The organism is Microbacterium sp. Au-Mic1 (genome assembly GCF_021341785.1).
Classification (GTDB): domain Bacteria; phylum Actinomycetota; class Actinomycetes; order Actinomycetales; family Microbacteriaceae; genus Microbacterium.
This window is the reverse complement of the sequence record NZ_JAJTTF010000005.1, coordinates 123,469-149,586: the sequence shown is the minus strand read 5'-3', so window position 1 is coordinate 149,586 and position 26,118 is coordinate 123,469. Positions and strand designations below refer to the sequence as shown.

23 protein-coding genes are annotated in these 26,118 nt (G+C 69.8%); 9 read left to right on the top strand and 14 right to left on the bottom strand.

All coding sequences use genetic code 11. The annotated features are described in order from the left end of the window. Positions 1–64 precede the first annotated feature (64 nt). Positions 65–1,123: a hypothetical protein gene (locus LXM50_RS08470; RefSeq protein ID WP_233310876.1), complete on the top strand. Its 1,059-nt coding sequence runs from the start codon at positions 65–67 to the stop codon at positions 1,121–1,123. A gap of 86 nt (positions 1,124–1,209) precedes the next feature. Then, the gene (locus LXM50_RS08465; protein WP_233310875.1) at positions 1,210–2,397 is read left to right on the top strand and encodes a chaplin family protein; all 1,188 of its coding nucleotides are present in this window, start codon (positions 1,210–1,212) and stop codon (positions 2,395–2,397) included. 260 nt (positions 2,398–2,657) lie between these two features. On the opposite strand, the gene LXM50_RS08460 is transcribed toward LXM50_RS08465, so the two are convergent. From LXM50_RS08460 to rpsF, 9 genes are all read right to left on the bottom strand, one after another. Then, the gene (locus LXM50_RS08460) at positions 2,658–3,335 is read right to left on the bottom strand and encodes a response regulator (protein ID WP_233310874.1); all 678 of its coding nucleotides are present in this window, start codon (positions 3,333–3,335) and stop codon (positions 2,658–2,660) included. Continuing rightward, complete coding sequence (locus tag LXM50_RS08455) at positions 3,332–4,915, bottom strand: sensor histidine kinase (RefSeq protein ID WP_233310873.1); 1,584 nt, start codon at positions 4,913–4,915, stop codon at positions 3,332–3,334. The genes LXM50_RS08460 and LXM50_RS08455 overlap by 4 nt, the downstream gene beginning before the upstream one ends. A gap of 95 nt (positions 4,916–5,010) precedes the next feature. Next, positions 5,011–6,621 carry a tripartite tricarboxylate transporter permease gene (locus tag LXM50_RS08450; protein WP_233310872.1) on the bottom strand — a complete coding sequence of 537 codons (1,611 nt, stop codon included), beginning with the start codon at positions 6,619–6,621 and terminating at the stop codon, positions 5,011–5,013. Then, positions 6,621–7,184, bottom strand: a complete 564-nt coding sequence (locus tag LXM50_RS08445; protein WP_233310871.1) for a tripartite tricarboxylate transporter TctB family protein — start codon at positions 7,182–7,184, stop codon at positions 6,621–6,623. Before LXM50_RS08445 ends, LXM50_RS08450 begins: the two co-directional genes overlap by 1 nt. An 89-nt stretch (positions 7,185–7,273) precedes the next feature. Further along, complete coding sequence (locus tag LXM50_RS08440; RefSeq protein ID WP_233310870.1) at positions 7,274–8,290, bottom strand: tripartite tricarboxylate transporter substrate binding protein; 1,017 nt, start codon at positions 8,288–8,290, stop codon at positions 7,274–7,276. A gap of 242 nt (positions 8,291–8,532) precedes the next feature. Next, positions 8,533–8,985, bottom strand: coding sequence for a 50S ribosomal protein L9 (gene rplI, locus LXM50_RS08435; protein WP_233310869.1), 453 nt, complete (start codon positions 8,983–8,985; stop codon positions 8,533–8,535). Positions 8,986–8,996: 11 nt separating this feature from the next. Next, entirely contained in the window at positions 8,997–9,251 is a 255-nt protein-coding gene (gene rpsR / locus LXM50_RS08430) for a 30S ribosomal protein S18 (protein ID WP_071641238.1), read from the bottom strand. Between the two features lie 89 nt (positions 9,252–9,340). Further along, positions 9,341–9,889 (bottom strand): single-stranded DNA-binding protein, encoded by a 549-nt coding sequence (locus tag LXM50_RS08425; RefSeq protein ID WP_233310868.1) that lies wholly within the window; start codon positions 9,887–9,889, stop codon positions 9,341–9,343. 5 nt (positions 9,890–9,894) lie between these two features. Continuing rightward, on the bottom strand, positions 9,895–10,260 hold the full coding sequence (gene rpsF / locus LXM50_RS08420) for a 30S ribosomal protein S6 (RefSeq protein WP_233310867.1): 366 nt from the start codon (positions 10,258–10,260) through the stop codon (positions 9,895–9,897). Positions 10,261–10,412: 152 nt separating this feature from the next. On the opposite strand from rpsF, the gene LXM50_RS08415 reads away from it, so the two are divergent. Genes LXM50_RS08415 through LXM50_RS08405 form a run of 3 tightly spaced genes read left to right on the top strand, consistent with a single transcriptional unit; the run spans position 10,413 to position 13,457 of the window. After that, a complete protein-coding gene (locus LXM50_RS08415; RefSeq protein ID WP_233310866.1) occupies positions 10,413–11,264 on the top strand; it encodes a bifunctional 2-polyprenyl-6-hydroxyphenol methylase/3-demethylubiquinol 3-O-methyltransferase UbiG in 852 nt (283 codons plus the stop codon). 4 nt (positions 11,265–11,268) lie between these two features. Beyond that, the gene (locus LXM50_RS08410) at positions 11,269–12,243 is read left to right on the top strand and encodes a hypothetical protein (RefSeq protein WP_233310865.1); all 975 of its coding nucleotides are present in this window, start codon (positions 11,269–11,271) and stop codon (positions 12,241–12,243) included. Further along, positions 12,240–13,457, top strand: coding sequence for a DUF3137 domain-containing protein (locus tag LXM50_RS08405; RefSeq protein ID WP_233310864.1), 1,218 nt, complete (start codon positions 12,240–12,242; stop codon positions 13,455–13,457). The genes LXM50_RS08410 and LXM50_RS08405 overlap by 4 nt, the downstream gene beginning before the upstream one ends. 140 nt (positions 13,458–13,597) lie before the next feature. Here the strand turns inward: LXM50_RS08405 and LXM50_RS08400 are convergent, their stop codons facing one another. The 5 genes from LXM50_RS08400 to LXM50_RS08380 form a co-directional block, all read right to left on the bottom strand. Continuing rightward, a complete protein-coding gene (locus LXM50_RS08400) occupies positions 13,598–15,325 on the bottom strand; it encodes an ABC transporter ATP-binding protein (RefSeq protein WP_233310863.1) in 1,728 nt (575 codons plus the stop codon). Further along, positions 15,322–16,335 (bottom strand): ABC transporter permease, encoded by a 1,014-nt coding sequence (locus LXM50_RS08395; RefSeq protein ID WP_233310862.1) that lies wholly within the window; start codon positions 16,333–16,335, stop codon positions 15,322–15,324. Before LXM50_RS08395 ends, LXM50_RS08400 begins: the two co-directional genes overlap by 4 nt. A gap of 1 nt (position 16,336) precedes the next feature. Further along, positions 16,337–17,413, bottom strand: a complete 1,077-nt coding sequence (locus tag LXM50_RS08390; RefSeq protein ID WP_233310861.1) for an ABC transporter permease — start codon at positions 17,411–17,413, stop codon at positions 16,337–16,339. 156 nt (positions 17,414–17,569) lie between these two features. Further along, the gene (locus LXM50_RS08385) at positions 17,570–19,204 is read right to left on the bottom strand and encodes an ABC transporter substrate-binding protein (protein WP_233310860.1); all 1,635 of its coding nucleotides are present in this window, start codon (positions 19,202–19,204) and stop codon (positions 17,570–17,572) included. 205 nt (positions 19,205–19,409) lie between these two features. Beyond that, a complete protein-coding gene (locus LXM50_RS08380) occupies positions 19,410–20,312 on the bottom strand; it encodes an Lrp/AsnC family transcriptional regulator (RefSeq protein ID WP_233310859.1) in 903 nt (300 codons plus the stop codon). A 206-nt stretch (positions 20,313–20,518) separates the two neighbouring features. On the opposite strand from LXM50_RS08380, the gene LXM50_RS08375 reads away from it, so the two are divergent. From LXM50_RS08375 to speB, 4 genes are read left to right on the top strand one after another with little or no spacing between them, the layout of a single operon-like run. After that, positions 20,519–21,841, top strand: coding sequence for an MFS transporter (locus tag LXM50_RS08375; protein ID WP_233310858.1), 1,323 nt, complete (start codon positions 20,519–20,521; stop codon positions 21,839–21,841). Beyond that, complete coding sequence (locus LXM50_RS08370; RefSeq protein ID WP_233310857.1) at positions 21,838–23,508, top strand: amidohydrolase; 1,671 nt, start codon at positions 21,838–21,840, stop codon at positions 23,506–23,508. The genes LXM50_RS08375 and LXM50_RS08370 overlap by 4 nt, the downstream gene beginning before the upstream one ends. Positions 23,509–23,521: 13 nt before the next feature. Then, positions 23,522–25,156, top strand: a complete 1,635-nt coding sequence (locus LXM50_RS08365) for a thiamine pyrophosphate-binding protein (RefSeq protein WP_233310856.1) — start codon at positions 23,522–23,524, stop codon at positions 25,154–25,156. Positions 25,157–25,158: 2 nt separating this feature from the next. Then, on the top strand, positions 25,159–26,112 hold the full coding sequence (speB, locus tag LXM50_RS08360; protein ID WP_233310855.1) for an agmatinase: 954 nt from the start codon (positions 25,159–25,161) through the stop codon (positions 26,110–26,112). Positions 26,113–26,118 lie beyond the last annotated feature (6 nt).

Below are 26,118 nucleotides of genomic sequence, written 5' to 3'. Positions count from 1 at the left end.
GTACAGTCAGCGCCAAGCGAACGTCGCCTTCGCGACGTCACTGGGGCTCTTGGGGGAGGTGACCGTGGACGTGACCGTTTCGAGCGGTCACCGGCTCCGTGTCGGCCTGCTCTCGGGCGCCTGTCTCGCCCTGGGCTGGGCGGCGCTCTCCGTGATCCTCGGCTCCTCGCCGGCCCATGCGGATGACTCCGGCGGCCTGCTCGGCGGCGCGGGCGAACTCCTCGGGAACACGACCTCCGCGGTCGTCTCGACCGTCGGCGACACGACGTCCGCCGTCGCCGGCACCGTGGACGCGATCGTCGCGCCGGTGCAGAGCGCCGTCCAGCAGACCGCCCCGATCGTGTCAGGCGCCGTGGGTGCGGCCTCGGCCGGCGTCCCGGATGCGGCTCAGCCCGTCATCGACGCCGTCACGCCGGCCTCTGCCGTCGCTGATCCGGTCACGGCTGCCGTCACGGATGCCGTCGGCTCCGTTTCGAGCGCCGTCCCCGAGGCGCTCGCTCCCGTCTCCTCGGCGCTCGCATCGTCGTCGCCGGCGTCTCTCACAGACCCGCTCGCCGACACCCTGGTGTCCGTTCCGATCGTCGGTGACGCGACGGCGCGACTCGGCGTCCCCGCCCTGCTCGCCCGACTCAACGGCGCTCTCGACAGCGTCGCACGCGCGCTGAATCCCGTGCTGGGCGGCGCCGGTCCCTCGGATCCGGTCGTGGTCCCCCCGGCGGGCGCGGGCAGCACGGGCGGCACAGTCGGAATCGGCTCCCGTGGGACGGATCAGCGCCTTCCCGAGCCGGGCGCGGTCCCGGGATCCGCGGTCGGTCCGCCCTTGCGGATCCACGACCGTTCCCCCAGCGCCCTCGTCCACCTCACCGATTCGCGCACCGGGGCGGGCGATCCGGCGCCTCCGCTCCCATCCGCGCCGACGCCCTCAGGGGCGCCCGGTCCCTGGGCGACGGGCGCGGGGTCGTCCTCGTCCTCCGCCGGGTCCGGCGCGGGTTCGACGTCCTGGTTCGCGACGTTCTCGACGCTTCAGACAGCGACACCGTCCCTCGGCGCGCCGACCGGCACCGCTGCCGACGACGCGCTGCCCTCTTCTCCGGTGTATCCCACCGACGTCTCTCCCGACTGAGTCGATCCGGGCTGCCCATCGCGGGCAGGAGCCGACGCGCGTTCCCGCGCGTTCACCCATCGATTCGACGTCAGGAGAGAAACACCATGCGCACTTTCGTGAAGCATGCCCTCTGGGGCACGCTCATCGCCGGCGGGATCACCCTGCTCGGCGCCTCGGCCGCGAACGCGGCCGACAGCACCTCCGGAGACGACGGGATCGGATCCGGCACACAGATCATCGCGCCGATCTCGGTCCCCATCACCGTGACCGGCAACGCGATCTCGATCCTCGGGGTCTCCACGACGTCCGGTCCGGCCCCGGCCTCCGCGCCCGCGCCCGATCCGGCACCGGCCACGACCTCCGGTGACGACGGGATCGGATCCGGCACGCAGGCGGTCGTCCCCGTGGACATTCCGATCACCGTGGCGGACAACGCCATCAGCGTCCTCGGCGAGTCCGACAGCACGGCGACCGCTCCCCCGGCCGCTCCTGCAGCGACGACGCAGGCACCCACGGCGACCACCAGCGGTGATGACGGGCTGCTCTCGGGCACCCAGGCTGTCGCCCCCGTGAGCGTGCCGATCACGATCACGGGCAATGCCGTGAGCGTGCTGGGCGACAGCACCGCCATGACCGCCCCGGCAGCCACCGGTACGACGCCGCCCGCCGGCACTCCGCCCGCCGGCGCCGGTCCGAGCACCAGCGGAGACGACGCGATCCTCGGCGGCACGCAGGTCGTCGCCCCGGTCACCGCGCCGGTCACCGCCCTCGGCAACGCCGTCGCCATCCTCGGCCGCAGCTCCGCCATCACGACGGGAGCCTCTCCCGTGGCAGGCGGCGGCACCCCGGTCGGAACCGGCCCGACGACGTCGGGGATCGGATCCCTCCTCGGCGGCACCCAGATCCTGCTGCCGGTGACGGCTCCGATCACGATCGGGGGCAACGCGATCGCGGTGGGCGGCACCAGCACCACGACCACGGGAACCCCGGGAACTCCTGGCACCCCGGGAACCCCCGGCACCCCAGGAACCCCCGGCACCCCAGGAACCCCCGGCACCCCAGGCACCCCCGGCACCCCAGGCACCCCCGGAACTCCCGGCACCCCGGGCGCCCCGGGAACGGCCGGCGGTCACGGCGCCGCGTCGGTTCCGGTGTCGAACCTGGGAGGCGCGCAGAGCGGGCCGCATCTCGCGCAGACGGGCGGAGCGTCCCCGGCGCCGCTGATCCTGGTGGCGCTGCTGCTCGTGATGATCGGAGGCGGGATCCTCACCCGGCGCGCGCTCACCCGATGACCGGTTCGGCGGTGCGACGCCCGAGGGAGGGTGCACGCCGCACCGTCGGACCCCGCCGGAACGGCCTCGTCCCCAGCTTCGGCCGGCCGGCCTGAGAAGGGGGTCGTCTCCCCTGGAGGAGACGGCCCCCGACGGGCGCGCCCGGAGCGCCGGTCGGGGGAGGCGCACGACGGTCACGAACCGCGGTCGCCGAGGAGGCTGGAGCTGCGCCGCACCGAGAGCGGGGAGAACCGCGTGGGCGGCACCGACCGCGGCGCTGCTCAGCGGTGGGATGCGCGGTAACGGTTCTCCGGACGTCCCACCGTGCCGTAACGGGGCGCGACCTCCGCCCGCCCGATCGTGGCGAGGTGATCGAGGTAGCGGCGCGCGCTCACCCTCGACATCCCCAGCGCATCCGCGATCTCCGCCGATGACATGTCACCGGCTGCCCCTTCGAGAAGCTCCGCGACCCGATGCAGGCTCGAGGCCGAGAGATTCTTGGGCGCGACGGCGGCCTCATCCGATCCACCGCCCAGCATGAGATCGACCGCCCGCTGGTCCAGATCCGCGTTCCCCTCCGTCATGTCGAGCGCGCGCTGCACCTCGTTCAGCCGGCGATGCAGATCGGCCTTCGTGAACGGCTTGACCAGGTAGTGCCGGACGCCCAGCATCCGCGCGCGGCGCACCGTCTCGAGGTCGCGCGCGGCCGTCACGGCGATCACCTCGACGTCGGTGCGCATCGTCCGCAGTCGCCTCAGCAGCTCGAGACCGTTCAGGTCGGGCAGGTAGACGTCGAGCAGCAGCAGCTCGGGGCGGTGGTGCTCGATCTCCCGGAGTCCGGCCGACGCGGTGTGGGCCACGGCGACCACCTCGAAGTCGGGGAGTTCCCCGACGAGCTTGGCGTTGAGGCCGGCGAGCAGCCGATCGTCCTCGACGATCACGACCCGCGCGGGGCTCATCGCGGGTCCTTCGCCTCGAACGGCCACGGCACATCCACCACGAAGCGCGCGCCGCCCGATGCCGAGGCCTCCGCGGTCGCGGTGCCCCCCAGCCGCTGCGCCACGCGCTTGACGATGGTGAGGCCGATCCCGCGCCGTTCCTTCCGCGGAACGGAGCCCTTGTCCGAGACGTCGATCTCGAAGACGGCTTCGCGCAGGTGCGCGGGGACTCCGGGACCATCGTCGTCGACGCTCACCGTGATGCGATCCGGCAGGACGTCGTCCCTGATGAGCAGCACCACCTGCCCTCCTCGTGATCCGAGGGCTTCGATCGCGTTGTCGAGCAGGTTCCCGACGATCGTCAGCAGGTCGTCGTCCTGCTCGACCTCGCGCAGGTGCGACTCGGGGTCCACGATCAGGTCGATCCCGAGTTCCTGGGCACGCGCGGACTTGGCCAGAACGAGCGCCGAGACCTCGATGTCGTCGATGCCGTGAAGCAGCTGTCCGGTCGGCAGGGATCCCCCGCCCCCGACGCGGTGGATGAAGGACAGCGCCGCGTCGGTCTGGTCCGTCTCGAGCAGGCCGCTGAGCACCTGCAGGGTGTTGGAGAAGTCGTGGGACTGCGCACGCAGGTCGTCGGCGAGGCTGCGCGCACCGCGCAGGTCGCGCAGCGTCTCCTCCAGCTCGGTCCGGTCGCGCAGCATCGCGATGTGGCCGACATCGCGATCCTTCACGCGGGCCGCCGCGCCGTGCACCACGAGCACGCGCTCACCCGACAGCACGGGGGTCTCTCCGGTCTCTCCGGAGAGCAGGAACTGCGCCAGCTCCTCGTCGAGCACCTCCGCGGCGTCCCTGCCGAGGATCTCTTCCGATTCCACACCGAGGAGTCGAGCCGCTGCGTCGTTGACGACGACGAGACGGCCGTCCGCATCGACGGCGATGAAGCCCTCCTGGATGCCGTGCAGCATGGCCTCCCGGGTGTCCAGCATCGTGCGGATCTCCTCCGATTCGAGACCGTAGATGCGCCGGCGCAGCAGCCCGCCGATCCAGACCGAGCCGATCACTCCGATCACGGCGGCCGCGATGGGCGCGATGATGAGCCCGGGCAGATCATCGACGAACTGGGCCTGGAGATCCGTCTCGAAGATCCCGACCGAGACGATCCCGATCACCCGCTCGTCGGTTCCGTGGATCGGCACCTTCACCCGCCAGGACTCCCCCAGCGTGCCGGTCTGGGTCTCGATCTGCACCTTTCCGGAGAGGGCGACCGAGGGATCGGTGGAGACCTTCTCCCCGATGCGCTCCGGATTCGGATGCGAGTAGCGGATGCCGTGGTCGTCGGTCACGACGACGTAGCTGAGGCCGGAGGACTTCCGCACGGCCTCCGAGATCGGCTGGATCTGGCCCTCGGGATCCTGCGCCAGCAGCGCCTCGACCACGGTCGGCAGGCCGGCGACCGACTGGGCGATGGCGACCATGCGATCCCGGTAGGCGTCCCGGTTCGCCTGGGCGGCCAGGAAGGCGGCGACCGCGCCCGTGCCCGCGACGATGACCAGCACGATCGCGATCTGCAGCACCAGCAGCTGCGTGCTCAACGACATCGGACGACGCACCGCAACAGTCTCCCACGCGCCGGGTCGGCGCCCTCCGGATGCAGCAGCCTCCGGGTAGGCGCCGCGCGTGCCCTGCGCGACACTCACCCCGGGTCGCTCTGCGTGCCGGCCGCCTCCCGCTTCGGAGCCCGCTCGTCGCCCGACGCGCGCTCCAGCGTCTCGATCGTCGGAACGAGGGAGGTCGGCAGCGCACCCACCTCGACCAGGACGTCTCGCTTCGAGGGGCGGCGGCGCAGCGCGAATGTGAGGATGAACACCAGCGCCAGCGTGCCGTAGATCGCCCAGGTGAAGGGCGTCGAGACCAGCGTCGCGGGGTCGCCGCCCGCGATGTCGAGCGCACGGCGGAATTGCACTTCGGCGATCGGACCGAGGATCGCCCCCACGATGAGAGGCGAGACCGGGTACCCGAAACGGCGCATGACGTATCCGAGAACGCCCAGCACGAGCAGCAGGCCCACATCGAAGGTCGACCCACCTGCCGCATAGGCGCCGAGGACGGCGAAGGTCGCGATGCCAGCGAACATGTACGGCTTCGGGATCTTCAGCAGCTTGACCCACAGCCCCACGAGGGGGAGGTTCAGCAGCAGCAGGATGGCGTTGGCCACCACGAGGCTCGCGATGAGGCTCCACACCAGGGGGGCATTGGTCTCCAGCAGCTGGGGTCCGGTCTGGATCCCGTACTGCTGGAACGCGACGAGGATCACCGCGGCGGTCGCCGAGGTCGGAATACCGAGCGTGAGCAGCGGCACCATGGTGCCCGCGGCATTCGCGTTGTTCGCCGCTTCCGGCCCTGCGACGCCCTCGATCGCCCCGTGCCCGAACTCCTGGGGCCGCTTCGACAGCCGGCGCTCGAGCGTGTACGACAGGAAGGTCGGGATCTCGGATCCACCGGCGGGGATGACGCCGAGAGGGAACCCGATCGCCGTGCCGCGCAGCCACGGCTTCCACGAGCGCCGCCAGTCCACCCGGTTCATCCAGCGCCCCGAGAACGGCATGACCTTGAAGAGCAGCGTCGACTGATGGGCGACCACGTAGAACAGCTCGCCGATCGCGAACAGCGCGACGATCAGCACGACCGTGTCGATCCCGTCGAGCAGCGGCAGGAGGCCGAAGGTCAGGCGCTGCTGTCCGCTCTGGAAGTCGATGCCGACCAGCGAGATCGCGAGCCCCACCGCCATCGAGATGAGTCCCCGCAACGGCGAGCTGCCGACCAGCGCGCTCACCGTGAGGAAGGCGACCACCATGAGCGCCAGGTAGTCCTGCGGGCCCAGCTGCACCGCGACGTCGACGATCCATGGGGCGAAGAACGCGACCAGCATCGTGGCGATGGTGCCGGCGACGAAGGAGCCGATCGCCGCGGTCGCGAGCGCCGTGGCGCCCCTCCCCATGCGCGCCATCCTGTTGCCGTCGATCGCGGTGATGACCGACCCCGATTCCCCGGGGGTCTTCAACAGGATGGCGGTGGTCGAACCGCCGTACATGGCCCCGTAGTAGATGCCGGCGAACATGATGAACGCGGCCGACGGGTCCACGGAGTAGGTGAGCGGAAGCAGCAGGGCGATGGTGAGGGCGGGCCCGATGCCCGGCAGCACGCCCACGAGCGTGCCGACGATCGTGCCGATGAGCGCGAAGATCAGGTTCTGCGGCTGGAAGGCCAGCTCGAACCCGTGCATGAGCCCTTCGAGGCCGGGCATCAGACGATCCCTTCCAGAACGCCCGCGGGCAGATCGATCGAGAGCAGTTTCGTGAAGGCGAAGAAGATCACGCACGCGGTCGCGAGCGCGATCACGAACGCGATCAGATACCGCCGGGAACCCATCGCGAGCGAGATCAGGAAGAACATGACCGTGGTCGCGGGGATGAAGCCGAGCGGCTCCACGGTGAACAGGAAGAACAGCAGCCCGGCGGCCGCGACGCCCAGCGCCACCCAGTGGGTGCGGGTGACATCGACATCGCCTTCCGCCTGTTCCGGCTCACCGTGCCTGCCCCGTCCGAGTTGCACGGCCAGGACAGCCGCGAGCACGAGCAGCACGCTGCCCACGACGATGGGCATGAAACCGGCGCCGATCCCGGACGCCGAGGTCGACTGACGCTGACTGAGCCCGTCGAACAGGACGATGCCGCCCAGCACGAACACGGCCGCGGCGATGACCCACTCGCCGCGCCCCGGGCCGGTCGCCGCAGATGCGGCTTTCTCGGCGCTGCGCGCGCCCTCGTCCTCGTCATCGAGGACCACGGGCGAGGTTTTCTCGCTCATCCGGAACTCCTTCTCGTGTGCACCCGCTCGGGCGCGCAAGACGTTGCGGGGAGGGAAGGCGCGCTGCCTCCCCTCCCCGATGGTGGTGTCTACTTCGCGAGCCCCAGATCCTTCAGGACGCTCGTGACCCGCTTGTTCTCGTCCTTCAGCCAGCTCGCGAACTCGTCGCCGGCGACGTAGTTGTCGATCCAGCCGTTCTTCTTCAGCTCTGCCTTCCAGGCGTCGCCCTGGTGCATCTTGTCCAGTGCGCTGAGGTATTGCGCGCTCAGCTTCTCGTCGATGCCGCCGGGGGCCATCACGGATCGCCAGTTGGCGAACTCGAGCTCGGGATCGATCTCCCCCGCCGCCTGGACGAAGGTCAGGTCGCCGTCGTTCTTGAGCGAGGAGACGAGCAGACCGGTCAGCTCGCCGCTGGAGATCTGCGCCGCGAACTCGCCCGTGCCGGCGATGCCCGCCTGCACCTTGCCGCCGAGCAGAGCGGTGGTCGCCTCGCCGCCGCCCGAGTAGGGCACGTAGTTGACGTCGGACGGCTTCACGCCGTAGTGCTGCGCGAGGAGGCCGATGAAGAGATGGTCGGCCGATCCGGCGGATCCGCCCGCGATCGCGACGGACTTGGGATCCTTCTTGATCGCTGCGAAGAGGTCATCGATGTTCGCGAAGGACGAGCCCTTGGGCACGACGATCGCCTCGTGCTCGCCGACGAGACGCGCGATCGGGGTCAGATCGTCGAGGGACACGGAGGTGCCGTTCGTGACGACCCCGCTCATCATCGCCAGCCCCGACATGATCATGAGGTCCTTCTGGCCCTTCTTCGGCGCGACCTGCGCAAGGGCGACGGTGCCCGAGGCGCCGGGGACATTGTTGACCGTCACGGTCTTGGCCAGTTCGTCGGCCTGCAGCGCGCCCTGGGTGGCGCGGGCGGTCTGGTCCCATCCGCTTCCCGGCGCGGCCGGGGCGATCAGTTCGAGCCGGGTGAGCGGCGTGAATGCGGTGCTTCCGGAATCGGCGGAGGCGCCCTGGTCGCTCTTCGGGGAGCTGCACGCCGTCAGGGCGAGGAGCAGAGCCGTCCCCACCGCCGCGGCCCTGGCGAATGTCGAGATCTTCACGGACGATGCCTTTCACATGTCACCGGCGCCATCGCCGGTGTGCGGAGCCGGCGACCCTGCCGGACCCGTTGAATGTACTGAGGCGTCCGCGGCGGAACCGGTTCTGGTCATTAAGAAAAGCTCCGTGATCCGCGGCGGTCCCTTCTGCGCCGCCGAAGACCGCTCCCGGGGCACGCGAAAGGGGCCGCCTCCCGAAGGAGACGGCCCCTGACAGGCAGTCGGCGCGTGCAGCGCCCGCCGGATTACTTGGCGGCGACGACCTGCAGCGTGATCACGGCGGTCACGTCGTCGTGCAGACGAACGGTGGCCTCGTGCTCGCCGACCGACTTGATCGGCGCGGTGATGTGCACCTTGCGCTTGTCGATCGCACCGATGCCCGCAGCCTCGACGGCAGCGGCGACATCAGCGGTCTTGACGGAGCCGAACAGACGGCCCTCGGCGCCGGCCTTGACGGCCAGGCGGACCTTGGCGGCCTCGATGGCGTTCTTCAGCGCCACCGCGTCGTCGAGGTCGTGGATCGCGCGCGCCTTGCGGGCGGCCTGGATCTGCTCGACCTGCTTCTCGCCACCGCGCGTCCACGCGACAGCGAAACCCTGCGGCACGAGGTAGTTGCGGGCGTACCCGTTCTTGACCTCGACCACGTCACCGGCGCTACCGAGCCCGGCGACCTCATTCGTGAGAATCAGCTTTGCCATGTCGGTACCCCTTAGCGGCCAGCGCCGGCGTAGGGCAGGAGAGCCATCTCGCGAGCGTTCTTGATCGCCTTGGCGATCAGACGCTGCTCCTGCACCGAGACACCGGTGATACGACGGGCGCGGATCTTTCCACGCTCCGAGATGAACTTGCGGAGGGTCGCGACGTCCTTGTAGTCGATGACACCCACGCGGATGGACTTCGCGGGAGCGGTGGGCTTGCCACCCTTCCGCGGCTTGCGGCGGTCGCCGCTCGACTTTCCAGCCATGAGTCTTCCTTACGAGAAATGGTTTTCGGATCCGTCAGGATCCGCAATCTTGTTTGTGCTCCGGCCCCTGTGCGGGACCGACGACGGCCTTAGAAGGGCGTGTCGTCGCCGAAGCTGCCGGGAGTGCTCCACGCGTCAGCGCTCGAGGAACCGGGCGTCGACCACGGCTCGTTCGAGGACTGCTGCTGCGGACGTCCACCGCCGCTGTTGCCACCGGAGAAGCCACCGCCGCTGTTGCCACCGGAGAAGCCACCGCCGTTGCCGCCGCCGTTGGAGGCGGCGCGGGTGACCTGGGCGGTCGCGTAGCGGAGCGAGGGGCCGATCTCGTCGACCTCCAGCTCGATCGCGGTGCGGTTCTGGCCTTCTTTGTCCTGGTAGGAGCGCTGACGCAGGCGTCCGGATGCGATGACCCGCATGCCCTTCGTCAGGGATCCCGCCACGTGCTCGGCGAACTCGCGCCACACGGACGCACGGAGGAACAGCGCGTCGCCGTCCTTCCACTCGTTCGCCTGGCGGTCGAAGGTGCGCGGCGTCGAAGCGATGGTGAAGTTCGCCACCGGCAGCCCGTTCTGCGTGTAGCGCAGCTCGGGGTCGGCGGTGAGGTTTCCCACCACGGTGATGACGGTCTCGCCGGCCATGATCCTTAGACCTTCGCGGCCTTGGGCTTGCGAGCGGCCTTCTCCTCGGCGCGCTTGGCCTCGGCTGCGACCATCGCCTGCGCCTCTTCGGCACGCAGAACCTTGGTGCGGAACACGAGCTCCGACAGGTTCAGCTGGCGGTCCAGCTCGTTGGTGGCCTCGCTGGTCGCGGTGAAGTTCACGACGGCGTAGATGCCCTCGGTCTTCTTGTTGATCTCGTAGGCGAAACGGCGCTTGCCCCAGATGTCGACCTTGTCAATCGAGCCACCATCGTTGGTGATGACCTTCAGGAACTTGTCGAGGTTGGGGGCAACCTGGCGCTCGTCCAGCTCGGGGGTCAGAATGACCATGAGCTCGTACTGGTGCGTCACTTACCCACCTCCTTCGGACTAGAACGGCTTCCGGGACTTTCCCGGAAGCAGGAGGGTGTTGTGCACGTGCCGGGGCATGATTCGCCCAGGCAACCTGAACAGCTTAGCGGATCCGGCTGGGTGCGCCGAATCGGGCCGGGTAGCGTGGCGGCATGAGCGAACCCGTGATGAACCCCGTGCGGATCGACTGGGAGCCGGCGAGGGATGCCAACCGCGAGAACTGGGACGACCGCGTCGCATTGCACGCGGAGGCCTATGGCCTTCAGGCGTTCGACGATCCTGACCACCTCTCGGACGTGGTGCGCGAGGACGCCGCGGCCCTCGCCCCGTTCCTGCCGGAGGGCTTCGACGGCCTCGAGCTCTGCCATCTGCAGTGCCACATCGGCACGGACACGCTCTCGTTCGCCCGGCTCGGCGCGCGCGTGACAGGAGTCGACTTCTCCGCCCCTGCCCTGGAGGCGGCCGCCGCCCTCGCGACGCGGCTCGGCCTCGACGCCGACTGGGTCGAGACCGACGTGCTCGATGCCGGCGCAGCGGTCGACGCGGAGTTCGACCTCGTCTACACGAGCATCGGCGCCATCTGCTGGCTGCCCGATCTCGACCGCTGGGCCGCTCAGGTCGCCGTGCTGCTGAGGCCGGGCGGCACGTTCTACATCCGCGACGGGCACCCCGTGCTGTACGCGCTCGACGAGACCCGTGAGGAGCTCGTGCTGCGCTATCCCTACTTCGACACCGGAGAGGCGCACGCCTGGGATGACGACGGCACGTACGCCGGAGACGGCACGGTCGCGCATCCTCGCACTTACGAATGGCCGCACCCCCTCTCCTCCGTCGTGAACGCCCTCATCGGAGCCGGTCTGCGGATCCGTCGCCTCGACGAGGGCCGGACCCTGCCGTGGCGGTTCAGCCCGCGGATGCTCCCCACGGACGGCGGATACGTCTGGTCTGAAGCGGACCGCGACCGGATCCCCTGCACGTTCACGATCGTCGCGACGAAGGACTGAGCGGATGCGCTGGGAGGACGACGTCGAGGTCGGCGGCTGGATCCGGGATCGTCTGGATCCGGGCTTCGCCACGATGCACGGCGTCGTGCCACGCGGGTTCGACGCATACGCGAGGGTCTTCCATCCGGCTTCGGTGCGGAGTCTCACCGATGGCGGCGTCGTGCCGACCTCCGAAGAGCTGCGGGCGCTGCCGGACGACGACTTCGACCGCACCGTCGCCTCGTTCCACGACGAGGCCGTGACCTGGGCGGACACCGCCGTAGCCTTCGGGACCGTGCTGCACCCGCTCGCGCAGTGGAACCGGATCGTGCGCACCCCGGCGGGCGAGGACTGGCGACACCGGCACGCCCCGGACGGGCGGGAGTTCAGTGCGCCGATCGAGGGCGACCTTCCTCCCGAGATCCTCGCGCACGTGGCCGAGCATCTGGTCGCGCACACGACGACGCCGGACGACGGGATCGCAGGCATCTGGGCGGGCTGGGGCGGGCTGCTCGGAAGCTACGGCCCCGCGGGCCGCGTCTTCCTGACCGCCACCGACGACCCCGTCGAAGCGCATGCCGCCCTGCTCGCCGAGAGCATCCACGATCCGTTCAACAACCCGTATCAGAAGGCGGTCTGGCACGACGGGATCCTGTCCCGCGAGGTCTCGGAGGGCGCGCATCTCGAGCTCCCGCAGCGGGAGCATGTGCTGTTCGCCGCACCGCCCCGCGCGTTCGCCGATCCGGACTGGGTCGCGTTCGTCCCCTGGCGCGACCGCGTAATGGAGGAACGCGGCATCCCGCCGATGGCTCAGCACCCGAGTCTGATCTGGCCCGCCGACCGCGCCTGGATCCTGGCCAGCGAGATCGACTTCGACTCCACGGTCGTGGCCGGATCCGCCGCGCTCATCGCCGCGCTGTGCGCGGACGAGCGGATCGAGGCCCTGCCCCTCGCGGAGGGCGCGAGCCTGCAGTGGGACGCCGACGAGGTGAATCTGTGACGACACCCTCGCCTGCGACCCCGGGCTACGGGTTCGACGCCCGGGCGCTGACCGAGCCGGTCGATCGGGCACGGCTGGCGGCCTGGGCCCGCGAGGCCGGTGCGCGCGGTCAGGGCCCGCGCGTGGGGCAGATCGTGCTCGTCATCGTGATCGCGCTGTTCATCGCGTTCGTCGGCTTCGGCGTGGTCGGGGTCGTCCTGGCATCGATGCTGGGCTCGTCCGGCGGCGTGGTGCTGCCGCTGCTCATGCTCGTCGTCGTCGGGCTCGCCGTGTGGGGCGGGATCGCGTGGTGGAACCGCCAGCTCGTGCGCGGCTACCGTCTCTCCGGGTTCGCCGCCGCGAACGCGATGACCTACCTGCCCGAGCTCAAGGATCCGCAGCTCCCCGGCATGCTGTTCGACCTCGGTCACGGTCGCGTCTCCACCGATCTCGTCCGCGGAGCCGCTCCGCGCTTCGTCGAGTTCGCGAACTTCCGCTACACCACGGGATCGGGCAAGAACAGTCAGACGCACGACTGGGGGTACATCGCGATCAGGCTCGACGTGCCGCTGCCGAACATCGTGCTCGACGCGCAGGCCAACAACGGGTTCTTCGGATCCAATCTGCCCGCCTCCTACGACGCGCACCAGCGGCTGTCGCTGGAGGGCGACTTCGACCAGTACTTCGCACTGTACTGCCCGGCCGGCTACGAACGCGACGCGCTGTACCTGTTCACGCCCGACATCATGGCTCGGTTCATGGACAGCGCCTCGGCGTTCGACGTCGAGATCGTCGACGACTGGCTGTTCCTGTACGCACAGAACCGCCCCGTGACGACCCTGGATCCGACTGTCTGGGCGCAGATGTTCGGCACGGTCGGCGCCGTGCTCACCAAGCTGCAGCAGTGGGCGCGCTGGCGCGACGAGCGGCTGCGCTCGGCCGGCGACGGACAGGGGCCTGCGGTCGTGCCGTCGACATCGGTCGCCGGTGCGGCCTCGCTCGGATTCCTGGCCGGCGCGCCGGCGGCCGGGGGTGCACCGGCCCCAGACGCCACGGCATCCGGCGTGGGCTTCGCGGCGCCGACGCCCGGCGATCCCGCGCAGCCGTGGGCTCCCCCGCCCGGCGTCGCCCCGGGCGGGCGGCGGCTCAAGCGCGCGTTCCCGTGGGTGTCGGTGCTCATGATCGGCATCGTCGCCGTCGCGTGGTTCGTGTTCCGGATGCTGCTGGGACACTGACCCGTCGCGCGCTCGGGGTCGGGAGCCGACGTCGAGTCGAAACGCGGAGACGGAACGCGGTGCCCTCGTGAGAGCACCGCGTTCCGTCTCCGTCGCGCCGGCGCGCGGCGTCGCTCGACGACCCCGATGCGCGTGACGCCTCAGGCGCCCCGGCGAACCGCCTGCCAGAGCGCTCGGCGCTCGGCCTGCTCCACCGGATCGGGCACCGGAAGCGCCGTGAGCAGCTCCCTCGTGTACGAGTTCGACGGATCGTTCAGCACCTGCGCGGTCGTGCCCTGCTCCTGGATGCGCCCCTGCCGCAGCACGATAATGCGGTCGGCGACGGCGTCGATCACGGCCAGGTCGTGGCTGATGAACAGCGATGCGAAGCCGAGCTCGGCCTGCAGCTGCACGAACAGCTCGAGCACCTTCGCCTGCACCGAGACGTCCAGCGCGCTGGTGGGCTCGTCCGCGATGAGCAGCTTCGGGTCCAGGGCCAGGGCGCGGGCGAGTGAGGCGCGCTGACGCTGGCCGCCGCTCAGCTCGTGCGGGAAGCGGTCGCCGAAGTTCGTCGGCAGCCGCACCGCGTCGAGCAGCTCGTCCACGCGGGCGCGTGCGGCGGCGACGCTCGACGCCTTGCCGTGCACCACGAGCGGCTCGGCGATGCACTCGGCGATCGAGAGCAGCGGGTTGAAGCTCGTCGCCGGGTCCTGGAACACGAACCCGATCTCGGGGCGGAGCGGGGCCAACTGACGCTGCTTGACGCCGTTCATCTCCTGGCCCAGCACGCGCAGCGATCCGCCGACCACCGTGGTGAGGCCGACGACGGCGCGGCCGATCGTGGTCTTGCCGGATCCGGACTCGCCGACCAGGCCCACGACCTCGCCGGGGCCGACATGGAAGTCGACGCCCTTCACCGCGACGACGCCGCCACGGCCGAACCGGCCCGGATAGCCGATCTCGCAGGCCCGCGCCACGATGAGGCTGCCGTCCGGGGCCTCGTCCGCCGCGGCGGGGGCCGGGCTCGTCAGCGCGACCGGCTCCAGCGCCGACTTGCCCTGGCCGACGTGCGGCACGGCGGCGAGCAGCTCGCGGGTGTAGTCCTGCTGCGGGTTCGCGAAGAGCTCCCGCACCGGGGCCTGCTCCACGATGTCGCCGCGCAGCATCACGACCACGCGGTCGGCGAGGTCGGCGACGACGCCCATGTTGTGGGTGATGAGCACGATCGTCGCGCCGAACTCGTCGCGGCAGGCGCGCAGCAGCTCGAGGATCTCGGCCTGGACCGTGACGTCGAGGGCCGTCGTCGGCTCGTCCGCGATGATGAGCCCGGCGTTCAGCACGAGCGCCATCGCGATCACGATGCGCTGCTTCTGCCCGCCCGAGAACTGGTGCGGGAACTCGTCCACGCGCCGATCCGGATCCGGGATGCCGACCTTGCGGAGGATCTCGATCGCCTTGACCCGCGCCTCCTTCTTGGACAGCCGGCCGTCATGGTGCGCGCGCAGGCCCTCCGCGATCTGCCAGCCCACGGTGTAGACGGGGTTCAGCGCGGTGGACGGCTCCTGGAACACCATCGCCGCGTCGCGCCCGCGCATCGCACGCAGCTTCGCGGCCGAGGCGTGCACGACGTCGGTCTCACCGCCGCGGCCGCGCACGATGACCGCACCCGACATGGTGGCGGTCTCCGGCAGCAGGCCGAGCAGCGCGTTGGCGGTGACGGTCTTGCCGGATCCGGATTCGCCGACGATCGCGAGCACCTCGCCCGCGTGCGCCTGGATGTCGATGCCCTTGACCGCGTCGACGGGCTCGCCGTCGGTCGCGAAGCGGACCTTGAGTCCGCGGAGCTCTGCCACATCGGGCAGGCCGGTGTTCATCGTCGTGCCGGTCATGCCGCACCTCCCGCGCGACGACGGGTGCGCAGTCGCGGATCGCTCAGGTCGTTCAGGCTCTCGCCGACGAGGGTGATGCCGAGCACCACCAGCACGATCGCGAGGCCGGGGAAGATGGACGTCCACCAGATGCCGCTGGTGACGTCCGCGATGGCGCGGTTCAGGTCATAGCCCCACTCCGCGGCCGAGGTCGCTTCGATGCCGAAACCGAGGAAGCCGAGCCCCGCGAGGGTCAGCAGCGCCTCGGAGGCGTTCAGGGTGATCACGACCGGCAGCGAACGCGTGGAGTTGCGCAGCACGTGCCGGGTCAGGATCCGTCCGGTCGGCACGCCGATGACCTTCGCCGACTCGACGAACGGCTCGGCCCGCACGCGCACCACTTCGGCGCGGATCACGCGGAAGTACTGCGGCACGAACACCACGGTGATCGACAGTGCCGTGGCCATGATGCCCGACCACAGGTTCGACTGCCCGCGGCTGATCACGATCGACATCACGATGGCGAGCAGCAGCGAGGGGAACGCGTAGATCGCGTCGGCGATCACGACGAGGGTGCGGTCGAGCCAGCCGCCGAAGTAGCCCGACACCAGGCCGAGCGCGATGCCGATGAAGATCGAGCAGGCGATCGCGGCGAGGATCACCAGCAGAGCGGTCTGGGATCCCCAGATCACGCGGGAGAAGACGTCGAAGCCGCTGACGGTGGTGCCGAGGATGTTGGTGGCGCTCGGCGGCTGCTGCGTGCCGAACTTCACGCCGTTCACGGACTGCTGCGCCCACGAGTACGGGGCGATGACCGGCGCGAGGATCGCGACCAGCACGAACACGCCGGTGATGACGAGACCGGTGACCAGCATGCCGCGCTGCAGTCCCACGCTCTGGCGCAGCTGCGAGACCACGGGGAGCCGCTCGCTCCAGCGGCGCTTGCGCGGCGCCTGCGCGGCGAGCGCCTCGGTCTTCGGGGTCGGCAGATCGCGGTCGATCACGGGGTCGGGGGTGTTGTCGACGTTCATCTCAGTACCTCACCCGCGGATCGATCATGGCGGCGACGATGTCGACGATGAAGTTGGTGACGGCGACGATCACGGCGATCATCACGACGATGCCCTGCACCGCCACGAAGTCGCGGGCCTTGAGGTACTCGCTCAGCATGAAGCCGATGCCCTTCCACTCGAAGGTCGTCTCGGTCAGGATGGCGCCGGCGAGCAGCAGCGCGATCTGCAGCCCCATCACGGTGATGATCGGGATCAGCGCGGGACGGAACGCGTGCTTGGTGACCAGACGGTACTCACTCACGCCGCGGGAACGGCCGGAGGTGACGTACTGCTGGCCGAGGGTGCCGATCACGTTCGTGCGGATGAGCCGCAGGAAGATGCCGGCCGTCAGCAGACCGAGGGCGAGAGCCGGCAGGATCGCGTGCCACAGCACGTCGAGGATGGCGGGGCCGTTGCCGAGTCGGATCGCATCGAGCAGGTAGATGCCGGTAGGGGTGTTCACCCCGCTCATCAGCAGCTCGGTCTGGGTGCTCGCGCGCCCGGAGACCGGCATCCAGCCCAGCCACACCGAGAAGACGAGCTTCAGCAGCAGGCCGACGAAGAAGATGGGCGTGGCGTAGGCGAGGATCGCCATGATGCGCAGCGACGCGTCCTGCCACTTGTCGCGGCGGTGCGCGGCGACGAGGCCGAGCGGGATCGACACCGCGAACGCGACGATGAGCGCGTAGATCGCGAGCTCGAGCGTGGCGGATCCGTAGGTCAGCAGCACCGTGGTGACCTTCTGGCCGTCGGTGATGGTGGTCCCGAAGTCGCCGTGCAGGATGTTGCCGAGGTACTCGAAGTACTGGATCAGGACCGGCCGGTCGTAGCCGGCCTCGTGCACGCGCTGGGCGAGCTGATCGGCGGGCAGACGGCCGCCGAGGGCCGCGGTGATCGGGTCGCCGGTGACCCGCATCAGGAAGAAGACCAGGGTGATCAGGATGAGGACGGTGGGGATGATCAGCACGAGGCGGATCAGGATGTAGCGCCACAGTCCCCCTCCGGAGGAGGTGGGGCGCGTCGCCACGGGATCTGCGGCGAGGACATCAACGGCCATGGGGAACCTTCGTGAGGGTGGAGCGGATCCGGTCGCTTCGCTGCGAACCGGAATCGGGCGGATCAGGACCCCGTGACGGGCTCGGGGACCGGATCTGCGCCCTGGAACGAGGACGGGGCACCGTCGCGAGTGCGGCGGTGCCCCGTCAAAGGTGCGCTACTTCGTCAGCGGCGCGTAGCGGAACTTGAACGACGCGTCGAGCGTGGTGCCGTTCACGTCCTTGCCGACGACGGCGACCTGCTTGCCCTGCAGCAGCGGCAGGGTGGAGAGGTCCTTCGCGACCATGTCCTGCACCTGCGCGAGGTCGGCCATGCGCTTGTCCTTGTCGGTCTCGGTCTGCGACTTCACGATGAGGTCGTTGACCGCCGTGTTGTCGTAGTGGTTGCCGAGGAAGTTCTTCGTGAGGAAGAACGGCGACAGGTAGTTGTCCGCGTCGGAGTAGTCCGGGAACCAGCCGAGCTGGTACGCCGGGTACACGTCGGCCGTGCGGTCCTTGGAGTACTGCGTCCACTCGGTGCTCTGCAGGTTGACGGTGAACAGACCGCCCTGCTCGAGCTGCGCCTTGACCGCGGCGTACTCGTCACCCGAGGACGGGCCGTAGTGGTCGCCGTTGTACTGCAGGTTCAGCGTGACCGGGGTGGTGACGCCCGCGTCGGCCAGGACCTTCTTCGCCTTGTCGAGCGAAGGTCCGCCGTTGCCGTCGCCGTACATCGACTTCAGCGGCTGGGTGGCGCCGGCCATGCCGTCCGCGACGAACGAGTACAGCGGGCTGTACGTGTCCTTGTAGACGTCCTTCGCGATCGCCGCGCGGTCGACCAGGTCCGCCGCCGCCTGGCGCACGGCCTGGGACTTGGCCGGGTCGGCCTCGGGGGTCGTCGCGCCGAAGGGCATCGTGTTGAAGTTGAACACGATGTAGCGGATCTCGCCGCCGGGGCCCTCGACCAGCTTGACCTTCTTGTTCTTGCCCAGGTCCTCGGTGTCGGTGGCCGACAGGCTGCGGAAGGCCACGTCGATGTCGCCGTTGCCGATCGCGAGCTTCAGGTTCGACGCGTCCGCGAAGTACTTGACGTTGACCTGGCTGTTGGCGGCCTTGCCGAGCTCGCCCTCGTAGCCGGCGTACGGCTTGTAGGAGATGAGCTGGTTCTTCTTGTAGTCGGTGATCTCGTACTGACCGGCGAAGGCCTTGCCCTTGACGATGGTGTCGTCATCGGTGACCTTGTCGGCCGAGAAGACCTTCTCGTCGACGATGGGAGCCGCCGGGCTGGAGAGGATGAGCGGCCAGATCTGGTCGTTGCCGTTCTTCAGCGTGAAGACGACCGTGGTCGCGTCCGGCGCCGCGGTGCTGTCGAGGTTGCCGAGCAGCGAAGCCGGGCCGTTGGGGTCGTTGATCTTGACCATGCGGTCGAAGGAGAACTTCACGGACGCCGAGGTGAGCGGGTCGCCGTTGGCGAACTTCAGACCCTTCTTCAGCTTCACCGTGTACTCGGTCGGCGAGGTGAACTCCGCCGACTCGGCGATGTCCGGGGTGACCTCGGCCGTGCCGTACTTGCTGTTCATGAGGAACGGGTAGATCTGGTTCATCACCGCGAACGAGCCATTGTCGTACGAGCCGGCCGGGTCGAGGAACGTGATCTTGTCGGTCGTGCCGACGGTGATCGTGCTGCCGGAGGATCCCCCGGTCGAACCCCCGCCGCCCGTGCTGCTCGTCGCACAGCCCGCGAGAACGAGGGCCGTGGCGCCGAGCGCGCCGATGGCGAGGCCGAGACGGCCTCGAGTGCTGTGGAATGACATATACACCTCTGTATCGGTTCCGTGGCCGCGCTTCAGCGCGGCCGCAACATCCATGGCCGTCAGGGTTCACGGCGCACGGGACACCCGATTGTAGGCATGGGTCGGCGATTCGCGGGAGTTCCGACGCCGAGACGTGACCTGACCAGGAGATCTTCCTGACACCGCAGCGGCACGGATCAGGCTGCGGCATCGTCGCGATCCCGTCCTACTCGGGGACGAGTGCGAACTGCCTCGCGTAGTCCTCCTTGAGCACGGCGAGGTGAAGCCAGGCCTCGGTGTGGGAGACCTCCGGCAGGGAGCGCAGGCGCTCCAGGCCTTCATGAAGGGCACCGGGCGAGGGCTCCACGAACGTGATCACGGCGTCGAAGCGCCCGATCGTCCGCGCCGCGAAGTCGACCCCGGGCCAGGAGCGGATGAGACGCAGTGCCGCATCGTCGTCGCCGCGAAGACTGACCCCGACACCCATCGACTGCCGCCGGTGCGCGGGTCCGCGGGCCTCCACCGCGCCGATCTGGATGACGTGGGCCTCCCGCAGGCGCTGCACGCGGGTCGCGACCGCCGACGGGGAAAGTCGGACGACCTCGCCGAGCGCACGGAAACTGGCGCGGCCGTCGGCCTGCAGCTGCTCGATCAGGGCGGCGTCGATCGTGTCGATCGCTATCTGACCCCGGTAGCTGGAGACGAACGGACCCTTCACGACCGAGGTGTAGACGAGCGTGTTGACGTCGAGGACCTGCGGGATCGCCCGCACGCGCTCGATGACGGCGTGCAATTCGGACATCGTGCCCAATCGCACCTCGGTCACGAGGTCGTGCACCCCGGCGACGGCCGAGACGAACACGGTCTCCTCCAGATCCTGCAGAGTGACGGCGACACCCGCGATGGCCCCGGTGGTGCGGATCGACACGTGCGCGATCACGTGCTGCCCCAGGAAGGAGGGGTCGACCGCGCCGATGATCCGGATGGTGCGGTCCTCGAGCAGCAGGCGCAGTCTCGATGCGACCGCGACCCTCGTCTGACCGAGTTCGGCGGCCAGCGCGCGGATGCTGGCTCTCCCGTCCTCACGGAGCGCGCGGATGAGCTCGGCATCGAAATCAGCGGCGGCCACGTGGATCTCCCGACTTTCCTCGTTTGGATTCCGTTGTCGTCAGAAATGCTTTGGAGATTCCATCTCGATGAGGAAATGGGATCTGAATGGCGATGAGACCGAACAATACTCCAGTTCATGACCGTTCACGCTGGACAATTGACGTTGCGACCGACCGCCCGTCGTCCTAGCATCCTTCGCATCCCTGACACCGCAAAGGAGCGGGCATGACCTCCACCCACGCAAAGGCCCGGCGCGCCGGTCTCGCCGCCTTCGTCGGAACCACGATCGAGTGGTACGACTTCTACGTCTACGCCACTGCAGCCGCCCTCGTGTTCGGCCCGCTCTTCTTCCCGAGCAAGGATCCGCTCGCCGAGACGTCGGCCGCCTTCGCCACCTTCGCCGTGGCCTTCCTCGTCCGCCCCATCGGCGGCATCCTCTTCGGCCACATCGGTGACAAGCTCGGCCGCCGGGTCTCGCTCGTCATCACCCTGTTGCTGATGGGCGCCTCGACGGTGCTCGTGGGATGCCTGCCCACCTATGAGAACGTGGGCATCCTGGCCCCGATCCTGCTGATCCTGCTGCGCGCGCTTCAGGGCCTGGCCGTCGGCGGCGAGTGGGGTGGCGCCGTGCTCATGAGCGTCGAGCACGCGCCGGAGAAGTCGAAGACGTTCTACGGCGGCTTCACGCAGCTCGGCAACCCGGCCGGCGCGCTGCTCGCCTCGGGCATCTTCGCGATCATGTCGCGCGGCGGCGAGGGCTTCATCCGCGACGGCGGCTGGCGGATCCCGTTCCTGCTCTCGATCGTGCTCATCGCGGTCGGCTTCTGGGTGCGCTTCCGCGTCGAGGAGTCGCCGGTCTTCGAGGAGAAGATCGAGGGCCGCAAGCAGTCGATGCCGCTGGCCTTCGCGCTTCGCGCCAACTGGCGTCCGATCCTGCTCGGCATCGGCATCCTCCCGATCTCGACAGGCGGGTACTACCTGGCCACGACCTTCGCGACCGCCTACGCGACAGGCGCGCCGATCTCGATCAGCGAGCAGGTGATCCTCGACGCGATGACCATCGCCTCCTTCGTGGAGTTCGTGGTGACGCTCCCGGTGGCATGGCTCGGCGACAAGTGGGGCCGCAAGAACGTGATGTACATCGGCCTGCTGACCTCCGTGCTGACATTCGCGCCGTTCCTCCTGCTCATGCCCGGCCGTGTCGAGCCGCTCATCTTCCTCCTGGCGTCGCTCGTGCGCATTGCGATGAGCGCGACCTACGCGCCGATCGCCGCGATCCTCGCGCAGATGTTCCGCCCGCAGGCCCGCTACACCTCGATCGCCCTCTCCTACGGCGTGGGCGCCGCCGTCTGGGCCGGCTTCTCCCCCTGGTTCGCGACCCAGCTGGTCGCGTGGACGGGCAGCATCTGGTCGGTCATCGGGATGTTCATCGGCATGGCCGTGCTCGCCGCGATCTGCACCCGACTCGCGCCCCAGCACTCCGACGAGGCCCCCGTCACGTCGTCCTTCACCGCCCGCACCGACACCACCGCGAACAGGCTGCCATGAGAAAGCTCGTCCCCTTCGACCAGTCCCGCCAGACGACCCCCCGGCTCGTCACCGCCCGCGCGATCCATCTGCTCGACCCCTCCGCCACGACCGCGTCGGCGATGCTCCTCGACCGAGGCCGGATCCTCGCGACAGGCTCGGCGGTCGAGTGCGAAGCGGCCGCCGCGGCCGCGGGACTGGCGCCGGAGCGGGTCGACCTCGGCGACGCGACGGTGGTCCCGGGATTCATCGACGCGCACGCGCATCCGCTCATGTACGGCCAGATGATGACCTGGGTGGACTGCGGGCCGGAGAAGGCCCGGAGCATCCCCGAGATCGTCGCCCTCCTGCAGGAGGCGGCGGCCGCACTCCCGGCAGGGCGACCGGTGCGCGGCTACGGCTACGAGCACCGCAACCTCGCCGAGCAGCGACACCCCACCCGCTTCGAGCTCGACCAGGTCGCGACCGATCGCGAGGTCTACCTCATGAACGCCTCCGGGCACGGCGGCGTGGTGAACTCGTACACGCTCGAGAGCAGCGGGATCGGCCCCGAGACGCCGAACCCCGCCGGCGGCGAGTTCTTCCGCGACGCCGACGGCGAGCTCACCGGCGAGTTGTCCGACGCGGCGTGCAACATCCTCACCGGCGTGCACGGCGTGAAGGTCGGCCATCACGGCCCGAACTTCCACCTCGCGGACGAGCCGGAGGAGCACCTGCGTCAGCTCGACGTGGCGACCGCCCGGTTCCTCGCGGGCGGCGTGACCGCGATCGGAGATGCGCAGGTGAGCCGCCGCGAGTTCGACATGTACCTGCGGCTGGCGCAGGCCGGGCGGCTGCCGCTGCGCGTGTCGATGTACCTGCTCTCGCACCTGCTCGACGAGGCGCTGGAGATGGGCCTCGTCGGCCAGTTCGGCAATGCCCACCTCAGCTTCGCCGGCATCAAGTTCTACGCCGACGGGACCCTCGGCGGCTGGACCGCCTACTTCCCCGACGGCTATGTGGGCGATCCCTGCCGCACCGGGCAGCTCTATCACGAGCCCGCCGAGTACGCCGCCCTCATCCGGCGCGCGCATGCGGCAGGCCTCCAGACCGCGACCCACGCACAATCGCCCACGGCGATCGAGATGGTCGTCTCGGCGATCGAAGCAGCACTGGCGGAGAACCCCGACGACGACGCCCGGCACCGGATCGAGCACTGCGGGCTGCCGACTCCCGAGCAGATCACGCGCATGGCGACCGCCGGCATCCGTCCGGTCAATCAGCCCCAGCACTATTACAACTGGGGCGAGGGCGTCGAGGAGGCGATCGGGACTCCCGGTGAGCGCTTCAACCCGCTCGGCGAGTTCGAGCGCGCCGGGGTTCCGGTCACGATCTCCTCCGACGCCCCCGTCGCCGACCCGATCCCGCTCGAGGCGATCCAGGCCGCGGTGACGCGGATCACCCGTCGTGGGCATCGCCTCGGTCCGGACGACCTGCGCATCTCCGCCCTGTCCGCCCTGCGCGCGCACACGATCGAAGGCGCCGTCTCCCTCGGCCGCGAGGACGACCTGGGCAGCCTCGAAGTCGGCAAGCTCGCCGACTTCGTCGTGCTGGACGAGGATGTGCTCGAGGCGGATCCCGAACGGATCGGCCGGATCCGGGTGCTCGAAACGTGGGTCGACGGCGAGCCGCGGCACCGCGCGGCCTGAGGGGAACGAACAGATGACGACAGAGACCGACCCCTACGCCGACACCGCCGGTCGCGCCGTCCTGGAGACGATCCGCGGCTACGGAGTGACGGCCGTGTTCGGGATCCCCGGCACGCACAACCTGGAGTTCTACCGCCCTCTCGCCGACCTGGGCTTCCGGGTCGTGACGAACCGGCACGAGCAGGGATCCGGGTACGGCGCCGATGGCTGGGCGCAGCAGACCGGGCTCCCCGGCGTCGTGATCACCACCTCCGGTCCCGGACTGCAGAACGCGATGAGCGCCGTCGGCACCGCCTTCTGCGAGTCGCGTCCGCTGATCGTGCTCTCCCCCGGGGTCGCCCGCGGTGCCGAGTTCGCCGACGTGGGCACCCTTCACGAGACGAAGGACGCATCCGCGATGGTCGGCGCGATCGCCGAGTGGTCGCGCCGCGTCGGCTCGGCCGCGGAGGCGGTCGCCGCCGTGCACGATGCGTTCGCACTGTTCCGCACCGGGCGTCCGCGCCCCGTGCACATCGAGGTGCCGCTGGACGTGCTCGAGGCGCCGGCCGAGGTCCCCGCGTCGGATCGCCTCCCCCGCCCGCTCCCTCGGGCGGAGAGCGGCGACACGGTCGCGGTCGCCGAGGCCGTCGCCCTGCTCGCTGCGGCGGAGCGGCCTGTGATCGTCGCCGGCGGTGGCGCGGCGCGCGCCGGTGAGATCCTCACCGCTGTTGCAGAACGGCTCGGCGCTCCGGTCCTGACCACGCTCAACGGCAAGGGCACGATCGACGAGCACCACCCGCTCGCCCTCGGAGCGAACCTGCGCCTCGCGAGCGCCCGCGCCGTCGCCGAGGACGCCGATGTGCTCCTCGTCGTGGGGTCCAAGCTCGGCGAGGCCGAGCTCTGGGCCCCGCGGCTCGAGGCGCGCGGTGCCGTGGTGCGCGTGGACATCTCCGACGCGCAGCTCGCGAAGAACCTGGTGCCGACGGTCGGCATCCGCGGCGACGCGCACGCCGTGCTCGAACGGATCCTGGATGCCCTGCCGTCTCTCACACCCCGCACACCCGCGATCGACGACGTCCGCGCCGGGATGCTCCGGGAGATCCGAGAGACCGCTCCGGCGACCGTCGCGCTGGCCGAGGAGATCGCCGCGGCGCTGCCCGACGACGCGATCGTGGCGGGCGACTCGTCCCAGATCATCTATCTCGCACTGGCGAACGTGCTCCGTCGTTCCGGCCCGCACGCGCTGCTGTACACGCCCACCTATGCGACGCTCGGCTACGGCCTCCCCGCCGCGATCGGCGCCCGCGTCGCTCAGCCGGATCGGCCCGTCGTGGCGGTCGTGGGCGACGGCGCGCTCATGTTCGCGGTGAACGAGATCGCGACGGCCGTCGAGCAGCGCCTCGACCTGACCATCGTCTGCGTCGACAACGGCGGCTACGCCGAGATCCGACAGAACGAGCTCGATCGTGGGATGACCGCGATCGGCGTCGACCTGGTGCAGCCCGACTGGCCTCTCCTGGCCCGTGCCTTCGGCGCGCACGGCGAGCGGGTCGGCGCACCCGAGGACCTGGCGCCGGCGATCCGCGCGGCCATCGCCGGCGGCGGCGTGCGGCTCGTGCACGTCGTGCAGCCCGCCCCGCATCCCTCCCCCGCTGAACAGAAGGACTGACCATGACCACTCCGATCGGCCCCGTCGACGCCTCCCTAACCCCCCGCTATGCGGGCTTCGCGACCTTCGCCCGCCTGCCGCGGCTGGAGGAGGTCGACCACGCCGACATCGCCGTGGTCGGCGCCCCGTTCGATTCGGGCGTGAGCTATCGGCCCGGGACCAGGTTCGGTCCCTCGCACGTGCGCGAGTCGTCGCGACTGCTGCGCCCCTACAACCCCGCCCAGGACTTCTCGCCGTTCGCCCGCGCACAGGTCGTCGATGCCGGCGACATCGCGCTCAATCCGTTCGACATCACGGCGGCGGTCGAGGAGACCGACCGCGCCGCGACCGCCCTCGGCGAGCGCGCATCGCGCCTGGTCACCATCGGCGGCGACCACACCCTCGCACTGCCGCTGCTGCGCTCTGTCGCCCGCAAGCACGGCCCGGTCGCCGTGCTCCACTTCGACGCGCACCTCGATACCTGGGACACGTACTTCGGCGCCCCGATCACCCACGGCACCCCGTTCCGCCGTGCGAGCGAGGAGGGTCTCATCGACATGACGGCCAGCTGCCACGTCGGCACCCGCGGGCCTCTCTATGACAAGAGCGACCTCGAGGATGACGCACGCCTCGGCTTCTCCATCGTCACCAGCGAGGCGATCGAGGAGCACGGCGTCGAAGCGGCGATCGAGCGGGTCCTGACCCGTATCGGGGATGCGCCGCTGTACGTCTCGATCGACATCGACGTGCTCGACCCGGCGCACGCACCCGGCACCGGCACGCCCGAGGCCGGAGGGCTGACCAGCCGCGAGCTGCTGCGGATCCTGCGCAGCCTGCGCGACACGAACATCGTGGGCGCGGACGTCGTCGAGGTCTCCCCCGCCTACGACCACGCGCAGATGACCGGCATCGCCGCGAGCCACGTGGTCTACGAGCTCATCACGCTGCTGGCGATGCAGATCGACCGGACCCGCTGAATTCGG